Raw genomic sequence first — 11771 nt, forward strand, 5'->3', positions numbered from 1 at the left:
GAAAGAAAGCTGAATGGAGCCGGCATACTACTGATTCGAGGTCGGATCGCAATAGCTCGCCTGCCTGCTGAAACAAGATCCGGCGCCTGCCACCGGGGCAGCGGCAGGGTGCATCACCGCTGTCCGGGCCCGGCACGCCAATGCGTCTGCGGCCCGCACCGGGGTTCGCTCCTTCGAGGCCGTGATGGCACGCGGCAGAGAGCCGAAAATTATTGTTGCGATTGTTTCCAGTCGCGGCCCTGCCCCACGCCCAGCAACCGCCATCCGTCGTCCGTCGCCACCAACTGGTCCGTCAGGGCCAGATTATCCAGGAACGCCGTGTCATGCGAAGCGACCAGCATGGCGCCCGGATAGCGCGACAGCATCGTCTCCAGCGCCTGCAGCGACGGCAGGTCCAGATGGTTGCTGGGCTCATCCAGCAGCAATAGCTGCGGCGGCGGGTCGGCATACAGCACGCAGGCCAGCGCGGCCTTCAGGCGCTCGCCGCCGCTGAGCAGGCTGCTGGGCACGGTCACCTTGTCCGCGTCCAGCCCCAGTTGCGCCAGGCGCATGCGCAGCTCGCCTTCGCTCAGGAGACGGTTGGCTTCGCTGGCTTGAGCCAGCACCGATCGGGCAGGGTCCAGATTGCCCAACGCCTGATCCAGGTAGACGCGGGCCGGCGTGACCGCGCAGGTTCCCGCGCGCGGCGCCAGCTGCCCCGCCAGCACTTTCAGCAAGGTGGATTTGCCGCTGCCATTGGGACCGATCACGCCAATACGCTGCTGCCCCCGTACTTGCAGGCTCAGCCGCCGGTTGGCAGCGGGCACGAAGGGCAGTTCGACCGCATCCAGCATCGCCACCTGCCGCTGCGCTACGCCGGCATCGAGCCCGGCGTGCAGATGAATGCTCAAGCCCTCGTCGACCTGCTGCGCCGCCTCGTGCACCCGCTGCGTCAGTTCAAGCTGCGCAGCGGCGTGTTGCTTGCGCAGCTTGCCGGTCGATTGTTCGCTGCGCGCTTTCTGGCGCCCCAGCAGGATCTTGGCCTGGTTGGCCTCTTTGCCGCTGCGCGTGCCGCGCGCCTGCCGTTTTTCCTGGCGCTCGCGCTGTTCCTGCAGAGCCCGCGCCTCGCGCTGGCGATCCCACTTTGCCCGCTCCAGTTCCGCCACCGCGCGCTGCTGTTCGTGCGCCTTGGCCCGCGCGTAGAACGCATAGTTGCCGCCATGACTGTGCAAGCCCAAGGGGGACAATTCCACAATGCGGTCCATCGTGTCCAGCAGCTGCCTGTCGTGGCTGATCACCAGCAGGCCACGCGGCCATTGCGCCAATTGCGTGATCAAGGCCTGCCGGCTGGGCTGGTCCAGGTGGTTGGTGGGCTCGTCCAGGATCAGGAAGTCGGCATCCGACAACAAGGCGCCGATCAGGGCGACCCGGGTGCGCTCGCCGCCGCTCAGCAGATGGGCCGGCGTCTGCGCATCCAGATGCGCCAGGCCGTGCTGTTCCAGCGCCCGCCGCAGTTGCCGCGCGACGTCCCAGCGATCCCCGACCGCATCGTAGTCTTCGTGCGCCGCGCTGCCGGCCTCGATGCGCCGCAGCGCGGCAAGCACGCGCTGCACGCCCGCCAGGTCGGCCACGGTGGCATCGTCCGCCACGGCGTCGACCTGTTGGGCCAGGTAGTGCACGCTGCCCGCCGCCACGCGGCGTCCTTGTGACGGTATCACCTGCCCCGCCAGGATGCGGGCCAGGACAGACTTGCCCACGCCATTGCGCCCGACCAGGCCGGTATGGCGCAGGTCGAAGGTGTCGTTCAGGTCGGAAAAAAGAGAAGTGCCATCCGGCAAAGCGTATGAAACGCCTTCCAGGGCGAGATGAAAATTCGCCATGCGCAGTGGGTTTCCAAAGATGCAAAGAGCTCCCCCGCGGTTGGGGGCAGTGGAGATTTGCCGTCATGACAACGGCCGCATCAATGGCGCATGGGAAGAGACCCTCGAAAAAAGCAGTGATCGTGAATTGTACCCAGCACAGGCATCACTGCAACCGCGATGCCCGTGCCATCGCAGGCTACTTGCGACGAAAGCTCACCACTTTGCTGGTCAGCTTCTGCACTTCATCGCCGTCCTGGTTGAACGTCACGCTTTCCACCAGCACGATGCCGCGGTCCGGCTTGCTGCGCGACGGCGTGATGGACAGAATCGTGCTTTTCACGTGCAGCGTATCGCCAGGGCGCGTCGGGCGGGCCCAGCTGATCTCGGCGCCGGCGCCGATCACGCCATCGGCCAGCGGCATGCTGTCGACCAGCAAGCGCATGGTGATGGCGACGGTATGCCAGCCGCTGGCCGCCAGCCCCTGGAACAGGGAATGGCGCGCCGCGTCCTCGTCCAGGTGGAACGGCTGCGGGTCGAATTCCGAGGCGAAGCGCCGCACCTGATCGACGTCCAGCTGGTGCGTCGCGCTGGTGAATGTGTCCCCCACTGACAGGTCGTCCAGATACAGCGCCGTGGGGTTGCCGGGGGTTGCCATGTACCGTCTCCTTGCTTGCCTTGAGGAATGTCGCGGATGCTTGCCGCATCGATTATTCAAGTAATCTACCCGGTGAACAAGCAGTCTGGCAGCCACGCCGCCCCAGCGCGCCAAGACTGCCTGCTGGCAGGGAATTTCCGTTATGACGACTCAAGACGACTGGATCCGGGTGCGGCGCGACAACGCGACAGGCATCGAGGTGGTGCATGCCCATTTCCGCGGGCACGCCTACGATCCGCACGACCACGACGAAATGCTCGTGGGCGTCACGCTGCAGGGCGTGCAGCAATTCCAATGCGCGCGGCGCATCGTCACCAGCACGGAGGGCAATGCCATGCTGATCGAGCCCGGCGCCGTCCACGACGGCCATGCCGGCAGCGAGCAGGGGTTCACGTATTCGATGCTGTACCTGCCCCTGGCCTGGGTCGGTGCCGCAATGGAGCGGCGCGAACGCAAGCCCGGCCGCCAGGCGTTCTCGATGTTTCGCGCGTCGCTGTCCAACGAGCCCGCGCTGATACGGGGCATCGTGGCGGCCCTGCATAGCTTCGAGCCGGACCACCTGCGCCTGGCGCGCGACGAGGCCCTGGATGCCCTCATCGAACACCTGGCTGCCGACCACGAACGCCTGCTCACGCCCCCAGCCCGCCCGGCGCCTTCGCGCGCACGCCGCGCCCAGGAATACATCGATGCCCACATGGCACTGGACTTGAGCATGGACCAGGTGGCCGAGCATTCCGGCATGGACCGCTACGCCCTGGCGCGGCAGTTCCGCCGCGAATTCGGCCTGGCCCCGCACACCTACCTGGTGAACGCCCGGCTGCGGCGGGCGCGCGCGCTGCTGGCCCGCGGCATCGCCCCGGCCGAGGTTGCGGCCCAGGTCGGCTTTGCCGACCAGAGCCACCTGGGCCGCTGGTTCAAGCGGGCCTACCGCATCACCCCGGCGAAATACCTGCACAGCGCACAAACGTTCTAGACCCTCGCGGGGGCACTGCGCCACCATGGGCGCTTTTCCCCTAGCGGAGTCTTGACGTGTTTGATACCAAAGTTGCCATCATCGTCCGTAACGACCTGGCCACGTGGCAGCGCCTGAACGTGGTGGCCTTCCTGTCCACCGGCCTGGCCAGCGCCGCGCCCGAGATGCTGGGCGCCCCCTACGTGGACGCGACGGGCCATCCCTATGCCAGCATGTCCGTGCAGCCGATCCTGGTGTTCGAAGGCGACCTGGCCGGTTTGCAGGCCGCGCACCGCACGGCGCGCGCACGCGACATCACCATCGTGCCCTACGTGCATGCCATGTTCGCCACCGGCCACGACGAAGCCAACCGCGAGGTCTTCCACGCCGAGGACGCCGCCAACATGAACCTGGTCGGCATCGCGGTGCGCGGGCCGAAGAAAGCGGTGGACAAGGCGGTGAAGGGGCTGGCGCTGCATCCGTGACGGCATAATCGAGGGCATGACTCAGCCATCAACAGGAGGCTCGCCCGCATGTCCATCATCCGTTCCTGGCGCACATTCATGGCGGCGGCCCTGCTGGCGGTCGCGGAAACCGGCACGGCGGCGCCGGGCGACGCCGGCGCCGACCTGCTGCGGGCCGCGGCCGACGGCGATGCCGCGCGGGTCAAGGCCCTGCTGGCGCAGGGCGCGCCGCTGGAAGCGCGCGACGGCGACGGCAATACGCCGCTGCTGCGCGCCACGCTGGCCAACCACGAGGCCGCGGCCGCGGCGCTGATGGCTGCGGGGGCTGACGTGAACGCCAAGAACCGTCTGCAGGACAGCGCCTATCTCTATGCCGGCGCGCGCGGCCATAACGGCATCCTGGCGCTGACGCTGCGCCATGGCGCCGACCTGCGCAGCACCAACCGCTATGGCGGCACCGCGCTGATTCCGGCGTGCGAGCGTGGCCTGGTCGACACCGTGCGGCTGCTGCTGCAAGCCGGCGTCGACCCCGACCACGTCAACCGGCTGGGGTGGACCGGGCTGCTGGAGGCCATCATCCTGAGCGATGGCGGGCCGGATCACCAAGCCGTGGTCGCGCAGTTGCTCAAGGCCGGGGCCAACGTCAACCTGGCCGATGGCGACGGACGCAGCCCCTTATGGCATGCCCGTCAGCGCGGCCAGGACGCGATCGCCAGGCAGCTGCAGGCCGCTGGCGCGCGCTGAGCGCCGTGAAGAAAAGTTGCAAGTCTGGCGGGCGAACGCGCTAGGCGACCAGCACCGCGCGGCCATTGGCGGCGTGGGTTGCGGCGCAGGCCAGGACGTCAGGGCGCCCGCGCAACCGCGACGGCGCCGCCGTTTCCGGCAGCAGGCGGCGCACGGCCGCCAGCACGTCCAGCGGCTCGGCCGGCTTGCGCATGAGCGTCGCGCGGTCGCCGCAGGCCGCGGCAATCTCGTATTCCGGACGGCCGCTCAGCACCAGCACCGGCGTCTCGCTCAGATAGGCGTTCTCACGCATGGCGGTCAGCAGGGCGCCACCGTCCATGCCAGGCATGGAGAAATCGGTGATGACCAGGTCCGGACGCAGGTCCAGCATTTGCTGCAACGCCGTCAGCCCATCGGTATGCGTCGTGACGGCATAGCCTTCATCACTCAGGAATTCGCCCATCAGGGCGACGAGGGTGGGCTGGTCGTCGACCAGGAGGATTTTTTTCATGATGGTTCTGAGGCCGGCACTGCCGCGTTGGCACGTCTGGGCGTCCTGGCGGCAGGCACTGAAGATTGGTGGGGCGTGAATGGCCGAATGCTAGGGCACTGGCGTCGTTCATGTGTGTAGTAATTGTATCCGGACGAAACTCCCGCGTCCGTCCCCTGTATATTTCATGGAGTAGCCAATCGTTGCGCAGTTGCGTCCCTATAATCGTTGCGGCGCCGCCCCCCCCCCAATCCGCCCTCCCTCCCCTGACCCGGTCCTCCGTTCCCATGCCGAATTCGTCCCAGCCTGCCAGCCGCCACACCTTTCCGCGAACCCTGATGGTCGGCTTCGTGACCGCAGCGTTGGCCACGCTGGTGATCGCCTTCGTCAACGTGCGATCGGCAGACACCCGGATCCAGGCGGTCAACGCGATGAATCGCGTGACCGAGACGCTGCGCCAGCTCAGCCTGTTCAACTCGGCCCTCAAGGATGCCGAGGTCGGCCAGCGCGGCTACCTGCTGACGGGCGACCTGACCTATCTGCAGCCCTACGTGCGCTCGGTCCCGCTGATTCAAGAACGCCTCGCGGTGGTGAAAGAGGCTGCGGCCGCGGACTCGGCGCAGCGCCGGATCGTCAACGACATCGCCGCGATCACGCAGCAGAAGCTGACCGAACTGCGCGAGACGATCGAACTGCGCAAGGCGGGGGACGTGGAAGGCGCCATGGCGGTGGTGCGCACGGATGCGGGCAAGGACGCGATGGACCGGCTGCGCGACCTGGTTGCCGACCTGTATACGCGGCAGATGGGCCAGTTGGAAGACGAGCGCGAAGCCTGGTCCGCCGCCGCCTCCACGTCGGCCTACTATTCGTGGGGCGGATCGCTGCTGCTGCTGGTGCTGATCGTGGCCTCGGCCGCCATGACCATCCGCGAGTACCGCGCCAAGGCGCGCCAGGCCTGGGTCACCACCGGCCTGTCGGGCCTTGGCCTGAGCCTGCGGGGCGACCCGCGGCTGGACGAGATCGGCAAGCGCGCGCTGGACTACCTGGCGCAATACCTGGATGCCAACGTCGGGGCCGGCTACGTCGTCAACGCCGCCGGCGACGAACTGGAACTGTTCGGCGGCTACGCGCTGCCGGCCGAGCGGCTGGCGCAGAAGATCCCGGCGGCCCAGGGCCTGGCCGGCCAGGTCGCCGCCTCGCGCAAGCTGATGCACGTGCGCAATGTGCCGGCGGGCCACTTTGAAGTCACCTCGGCCACGGGCCGTTCCAACCCGGCCGAACTGGTCCTGGTGCCCGCCATCCAGAACGAGCGCGTGTATGCCGTGATCGAACTGGGCTTCAACCACGCGGTGGGCGAGGCCGAACGCAATCTGCTCGAAGGCGCCTCGGAAATGCTGGCGTCCGCGATCCGCGCGGGGCTGGACCGCACCCGCCTGGAAGCGCTGCTGGCCGAAACCCAACGCCAATCCGAAGAGCTGCAGACCCAGCAGGAAGAACTTCGCGTCAGCAACGAAGAACTGGAACAGCAAAGCCGCATCCTGCAAGAATCGCAGGCGCGCATGGAACTGCAGCAGACCGAGCTCGAACAGACCAACGCCAACCTGGAATCGCAGGCCGAACAGCTGCTGCGGGTGCAGGGCGCGCTGACCGACAAGGCCCGCCTGCTGACCCAGGCCAGCCAGTACAAGAGCGAGTTCCTGGCCAACATGAGCCACGAACTGCGCACGCCGCTGAATTCCACGCTGATCCTGGCCAAGCTGCTGGCTGACAACAAGCCGGGCAACCTGAGCCCGGACCAGGTCAAGTATGCAAACACCATCCACGCTGCGGGCAGCGACCTGCTGGCGCTGATCAACGACATCCTGGACCTGTCCAAGATCGAGGCAGGCCAGGCTACCGTCGAAGTCGAAGAGGTCGCCATTGCCCCCGCACTGGAACGGTTGCTGGATCCGCTGCGGCCCATGGCGCAGGAAAAGCGCCTGTCGCTGGAGCTGGACATCGCGCCGGACGTGCCGGCTTCGCTGCAGACCGACCCGCAACGCCTGGGCCAGGTGCTCAAGAACCTGCTGTCCAATGCCCTGAAGTTCACCGAGCAAGGCTCGGTGCTGCTGAAGGTCGCGCGCGCACCGCGCAACATGCTGTCGTTCGCGGTGCAGGACACTGGCATCGGCGTGCCGGCCGATCAGCAGGAACTGATTTTCGAAGCCTTCCGCCAGGCCGACGGCAGCACGCACCGCAAGCATGGCGGCACGGGCCTGGGGCTGTCGATCTCGCGCGACCTGGCCAAGCTGCTGGGCGGCACGCTGACCCTGGTCAGCACGCCCGGAAAGGGCAGCGTATTCACGCTGCAAGTGCCGCTGCGCCTGCAAGCCGCCACGCCGGCTCACGCGCCGCAGGCCCGCGGCGAGTTCGAAGCTTCGACGATCGTCGCGCAGACAGGCTCCGCCCCCGCGGCGCCCCCGACGGCGGCGCCCGCTCCGAAGCCGGACGCGAGCCGTGCGCCTGCCGCCAGCCCACCGTCCGGCCGCACCATTCTCGTCATCGAAGACGACGAACGCTTTGCCGACATCCTGGGCGACCTGGCGCGCGAGATGGGCTTTGGCTACATGGCGGCCCACACCGCCAACGACGGCCTGGCCCTCGCGGCGCAGCACCGGCCGGACGCCATCGTGCTGGACATGAACCTGCCCGATTTCTCGGGGCTGGGCGTGCTGGATCAGCTCAAGCGCAACCCCGACACCCGCCACATTCCCGTGCACATCGTCTCGGTAGCCGACTACTCGCAGGAAGCCCTGGGCCGCGGCGCCGTCGGCTACGCGCTCAAGCCGGTCAAGCGTGAAGAACTGGTCCATGCGCTGCAACGCCTGGAAGCCAAGTTCACCCAGAACGTGCGCCGCGTGCTCGTGGTGGAAGACGACGACCGCCAGCGTGACAGCGTGCGCGAGCTGCTGGCCCGCGACGGCGTGCAGATCGTGCCCGCCGCCACCGCCACGGCGGCTCTCACCCTGCTGCGCGAAACCACCTACGACTGCGTGGTGATGGACCTGAACCTGCCCGACATGAGCGGCTACGACCTGCTGCAGGAAATGGCCGAACAGGACAGCGTGTCGTTCCCGCCCGTCATCGTGTACACCGGCCGCGCGCTGTCGCGCGACGAAGAGCAGCACCTGCGCCGCTTCTCCAAGTCCATCATCATCAAGGACGCGCGTTCGCCCGAACGCCTGCTCGACGAGGTCACCCTCTTCCTGCACCAGGTCGAAGCGGACCTGCCGCCGCAGCACCGCCAGATGCTCGAACTGGCCCGCAGCCGCGACACCACGCTGGAAGGCCGCACCGTGCTGGTCGTGGAAGACGACGTACGCAACGTGTTCGCGCTGTCCAGCATCCTGGAGCCCACCGGCCTGCACGTGGAGATCGCGCGCAATGGCCTGGAAGCCCTGACCGCCCTGGAACGCGCCGGTGCGAACGGCCACCGCGCCATCGACCTGGTGCTGATGGACATCATGATGCCCGAGATGGACGGCTACACGGCCATGCGCGAAATCCGCACCCGGCCCGAATGGCGCCGCCTGCCCATCATTGCCCTGACCGCCAAGGCCATGAAGGACGACCAGGAGAAATGCCTGGCCGCCGGCGCCAACGACTACATCGCCAAACCGCTGGACGTAGAGCGCCTGCTGTCGCTGGTGCGCGTCTGGATGCGCAAGTAACACGGCGGCCACGACCATGCCCCACCGGACGCGCGCGCACATCGAAGACATCGAGCAGCGGCTGCTGCTCGATGCGATCTATCACCATTACCACTACGACTTCCGGGCCTACGCGCAGGCCTCGCTCAAGCGGCGCCTGCGCAGCGCGCTGAGCCAGTTCGGCTGCAAGACCCTGTCGCAGTTGCAGGACCGCGTGCTGCACGAACCGGCAGTGTTCACCGGCCTGCTGCAATTCCTGACGGTGCAGGTCAGCGACATGTTCCGCGACCCCAGTTATTTCCTGGCGCTGCGCAACGAGGTCGTGCCGATCTTGCGCACCTATCCGTCGATCAAGGTGTGGGTAGCCGGTTGCAGCGCCGGCGAGGAAGTCTATTCCCTGGCCATCCTGCTGCACGAAGAAGGCCTGCTGGACCGCACGCTGATCTACGCCACCGACATCAATCCACATGCGCTGCGCGCCGCCGAACAAGGCGTGTACGACCTGGAACGGGTGGCCGCCTTCACCGCGAACCACGCCCAGTCCGGCGGCCGCAGTTCGCTGTCCGATTACTACACCGCGCGCTACGGACGGGTCATGTTCGACAAGTCCCTGCGCGAACACATGGTGTTCTCGGACCACAGCCTGGCCACCGACAGCGTCTTCGCCGAAGTGCACCTGGTGTCCTGCCGCAATGTGCTGATCTATTTCGAGCGCGACCTGCAGAACCGCGCGCTGACCCTGTTTCACGACGCGCTGGTGCACCGCGGCTTCATGGGCCTGGGGTCGCGTGAGTCGATCCGGTTCTCGGCCCAGGCCGAGAACTTCGACGACTTCGTGCCGCAGGACCGCATCTACCGCAAGAAGGCCGGGCTGTGAACCCGCGCGCGGCCCATCGCCCGCCCCAGGCGCCCTCCGGCGGCCCGTGGGACGCGATCGTCATCGGCGGTTCCGCGGGGGCCATCGACGCCTTGAACGTTCTCTTGCCCGCCCTGCCGGCCGGCCTGCAGGCGGCGGTGATCGTGGTGCTGCACCTGCCGCGCGACCGCCGCAGCCTGCTGGTCGAGATCTTCCGCGATCGCTGCGTGCTGCCCATACAGGAAGCCGAGGACCAGCAGCCGCTGCAAGCCGGCCACCTGTATTTTGCGCCGCCCGACTATCACCTGCTGGTGGACCAGGGACCGCGGCTGGCGCTGTCCATCGATCCGCCGGTGTATTTCTCGCGGCCGTCCATCGACGTGCTGTTCCATTCCGCCGCCGACAGCTATGGCAAACGGCTGCTGGCCGTGCTGCTGTCGGGCGCCAACGAAGATGGCGCCGATGGCCTGGCCGCCATCCATGCCGCGGGCGGGTACGCCGTGGTGCAGGCGCCGGCCACGGCCTTCATGCGGGCCATGCCCGATGCCGCCCTGGCGCAAACGCCCGCGCTACCCGCGCTGACGCTCGAGGAAATCGCCCAGTTGTTCGCGCGGCTGCCCACCCGGCAGCCTGACCCCAACCTCTTCTGACATCATGATCCTGACACCTGCCAAACCCCCGGACGCCCGTATCAAGTGCCTGCTGGTCGATGACGTGCCAGAGAACCTGGTTGCGCTGGAGGCGCTGCTGGCGAACGACCGTGTCGAGGTATTGAAAGCGCAGTCCGGCCCCCAGGCGCTGGAACTGCTGCTGACCCATCCCGACGTGGCGCTGGCGTTGCTGGACGTGCAGATGCCGGACATGAACGGCTTCGAGCTGGCCGAACTGATCCGCGGCAGCGAACGCACCCGCCACATTCCGCTGATCTTCATTACCGCCGGCTCACGCGAACAGAACTGGCAATTCCGCGGCTACGAGACCGGCGCGGTGGACTTCCTGTACAAGCCCATCGACCCGTACATGCTCAAGACCAAGGCCAGCGTGTTCTTCGAACTGCATGAACGCCGCCTGGCGCTGGCGCAGCAACTGGAAGAACGCACCGAGGCGCTACGCGTCAATGAGATGTTCATGGCCGTGCTCAGCCACGATCTGCGCACGCCGCTGCAGGCCATTGTGATGGGCGCTTCGCTGCTGCAGCGCCAAAGCGACGACACGCGCGTGGTCAGCCTGTCGCAACGCATGCTGCAAAGCAGTGAGCGCATGAGCCGATTGATCGAAGACCTGCTCGACGTGACCCGCATCCGCCAGGCGGGCGGCCTGACGCTGGCCCCCACGCGCTTCGACCTGCAGGGTCTGGTCAACCGCACGCTGGACGAACTGCGCACCGGCTTTGCCGACCGCCAGATCGAATCCAGCTTCAAGGGCGACCTGACCGGCAACTGGGATGGCGAGCGGCTGGCCCAGGTGCTGGCCAACCTGCTGGGCAACGCCCTGCACCACGGCACCCGCGATGCGCCGGTGCGCGTCGACGTGGACGGCACGGCCGCGGACGCGGTCGTCGTCACCGTCAGCAACGGTGGCACCATCCCGCCCGATCTGCTGCCGCACCTGTTCAACCCCTTTCGCAGCGGCGCCCGGCCGGCCGGCGGACACCACGGCCTGGGCCTGGGTCTGTTCATCGCGCAGCAGATCGTGCTGTCGCACGGTGGAAGCATCAACGCCGACTCGCGCAATGGCATCACGCGGTTCTGCGTGGCGCTGCCGCGCTGACCCGCGGGTAGCGGGAGAACGCCAGGCCGGCATGCGGCCACGGGGCGTTCCCGCGCGGGTCAGCGCCCGTCGTCTTCGCGCCGCTCGGCCTCTTCCTGCGCCCCGACGTCTTCAAGCTTGACCCGGCTGGTGCTGCCATGCGTGGCCGCGCATTGGCCGGGATTGCCGCTGCTTTTGACGCACTCGGCGAACGCCAGCGCAGCATCCACCGTGGCGAAGTGGTACGAGTGGCCATCGGCGAACGCGATCTTTCCTTCGACTGAACAATCCATGGTGCCTCCTGTTGACGGGAAGGACCATCCTAGCGGTTGTCGCGGCCGAAGTCAGCCGG

At 67.4% G+C, this 11771-nt stretch carries 11 protein-coding genes; 7 read left to right on the forward strand and 4 right to left on the reverse strand.

Going from position 1 to position 11771, the window contains the following annotated elements; genetic code table 11:
- Positions 1-209: 209 nt before the first annotated feature.
- A complete protein-coding gene (locus ACUDP5_RS24850; RefSeq protein ID WP_445657462.1) occupies positions 210-1859 on the reverse strand; it encodes an ABC-F family ATP-binding cassette domain-containing protein in 1650 nt (549 codons plus the stop codon).
- A gap of 178 nt (positions 1860-2037) precedes the next feature.
- The gene (locus ACUDP5_RS24855) at positions 2038-2496 is read right to left on the reverse strand and encodes a MaoC family dehydratase (RefSeq protein ID WP_445657463.1); all 459 of its coding nucleotides are present in this window, start codon (positions 2494-2496) and stop codon (positions 2038-2040) included.
- Between the two features lie 142 nt (positions 2497-2638).
- Here ACUDP5_RS24855 and ACUDP5_RS24860 point away from each other — a divergent pair, with 142 nt between their 5' ends.
- The 3 genes from ACUDP5_RS24860 to ACUDP5_RS24870 are packed head-to-tail and all read left to right on the forward strand — an operon-like array spanning position 2639 to position 4656.
- A complete protein-coding gene (locus ACUDP5_RS24860) occupies positions 2639-3469 on the forward strand; it encodes an AraC family transcriptional regulator (RefSeq protein ID WP_445657464.1) in 831 nt (276 codons plus the stop codon).
- Positions 3470-3525: 56 nt separating this feature from the next.
- The gene (locus ACUDP5_RS24865; RefSeq protein ID WP_445657465.1) at positions 3526-3933 is read left to right on the forward strand and encodes a DUF2000 family protein; all 408 of its coding nucleotides are present in this window, start codon (positions 3526-3528) and stop codon (positions 3931-3933) included.
- Positions 3934-3981: 48 nt separating this feature from the next.
- Positions 3982-4656: an ankyrin repeat domain-containing protein gene (locus ACUDP5_RS24870; RefSeq protein WP_445657466.1), complete on the forward strand. Its 675-nt coding sequence runs from the start codon at positions 3982-3984 to the stop codon at positions 4654-4656.
- A gap of 40 nt (positions 4657-4696) precedes the next feature.
- Here the strand turns inward: ACUDP5_RS24870 and ACUDP5_RS24875 are convergent, their stop codons facing one another.
- On the reverse strand, positions 4697-5146 hold the full coding sequence (locus ACUDP5_RS24875) for a response regulator (protein WP_263909907.1): 450 nt from the start codon (positions 5144-5146) through the stop codon (positions 4697-4699).
- A 266-nt stretch (positions 5147-5412) separates the two neighbouring features.
- On the opposite strand from ACUDP5_RS24875, the gene ACUDP5_RS24880 reads away from it, so the two are divergent.
- The 4 genes from ACUDP5_RS24880 to ACUDP5_RS24895 are packed head-to-tail and all read left to right on the forward strand — an operon-like array spanning position 5413 to position 11440.
- Positions 5413-8835: a response regulator gene (locus tag ACUDP5_RS24880; protein ID WP_445657467.1), complete on the forward strand. Its 3423-nt coding sequence runs from the start codon at positions 5413-5415 to the stop codon at positions 8833-8835.
- 16 nt (positions 8836-8851) lie between these two features.
- On the forward strand, positions 8852-9691 hold the full coding sequence (locus tag ACUDP5_RS24885) for a CheR family methyltransferase (protein WP_263909903.1): 840 nt from the start codon (positions 8852-8854) through the stop codon (positions 9689-9691).
- Positions 9688-10320, forward strand: coding sequence for a chemotaxis protein CheB (locus ACUDP5_RS24890; protein WP_445657468.1), 633 nt, complete (start codon positions 9688-9690; stop codon positions 10318-10320). The genes ACUDP5_RS24885 and ACUDP5_RS24890 overlap by 4 nt, the downstream gene beginning before the upstream one ends.
- A gap of 4 nt (positions 10321-10324) precedes the next feature.
- Positions 10325-11440 (forward strand): hybrid sensor histidine kinase/response regulator, encoded by a 1116-nt coding sequence (locus ACUDP5_RS24895; RefSeq protein WP_263909898.1) that lies wholly within the window; start codon positions 10325-10327, stop codon positions 11438-11440.
- 59 nt (positions 11441-11499) lie between these two features.
- Here the strand turns inward: ACUDP5_RS24895 and ACUDP5_RS24900 are convergent, their stop codons facing one another.
- On the reverse strand, positions 11500-11712 hold the full coding sequence (locus ACUDP5_RS24900; RefSeq protein ID WP_263909897.1) for a hypothetical protein: 213 nt from the start codon (positions 11710-11712) through the stop codon (positions 11500-11502).
- Positions 11713-11771 lie beyond the last annotated feature (59 nt).

This window comes from Achromobacter sp. NCFB-sbj8-Ac1-l, from assembly GCF_052695805.1.

Bases quoted from the DNA above. Each gene is read 5' to 3' on its own strand.
- ACUDP5_RS24850 (WP_445657462.1), bottom strand. From the start codon at position 1,859: ATGGCGAATTTTCATCTCGCCCTGGAAGGCGTTTCATACGCTTTGCCG.
- ACUDP5_RS24855 (WP_445657463.1), bottom strand. From the start codon at position 2,496: ATGGCAACCCCCGGCAACCCCACGGCGCTGTATCTGGACGACCTGTCA.
- ACUDP5_RS24860 (WP_445657464.1), top strand. From the start codon at position 2,639: ATGACGACTCAAGACGACTGGATCCGGGTGCGGCGCGACAACGCGACA.
- ACUDP5_RS24870 (WP_445657466.1), top strand. From the start codon at position 3,982: ATGTCCATCATCCGTTCCTGGCGCACATTCATGGCGGCGGCCCTGCTG.
- ACUDP5_RS24875 (WP_263909907.1), bottom strand. From the start codon at position 5,146: ATGAAAAAAATCCTCCTGGTCGACGACCAGCCCACCCTCGTCGCCCTG.
- ACUDP5_RS24880 (WP_445657467.1), top strand. From the start codon at position 5,413: ATGCCGAATTCGTCCCAGCCTGCCAGCCGCCACACCTTTCCGCGAACC.
- ACUDP5_RS24885 (WP_263909903.1), top strand. From the start codon at position 8,852: ATGCCCCACCGGACGCGCGCGCACATCGAAGACATCGAGCAGCGGCTG.
- ACUDP5_RS24895 (WP_263909898.1), top strand. From the start codon at position 10,325: ATGATCCTGACACCTGCCAAACCCCCGGACGCCCGTATCAAGTGCCTG.
- ACUDP5_RS24900 (WP_263909897.1), bottom strand. From the start codon at position 11,712: ATGGATTGTTCAGTCGAAGGAAAGATCGCGTTCGCCGATGGCCACTCG.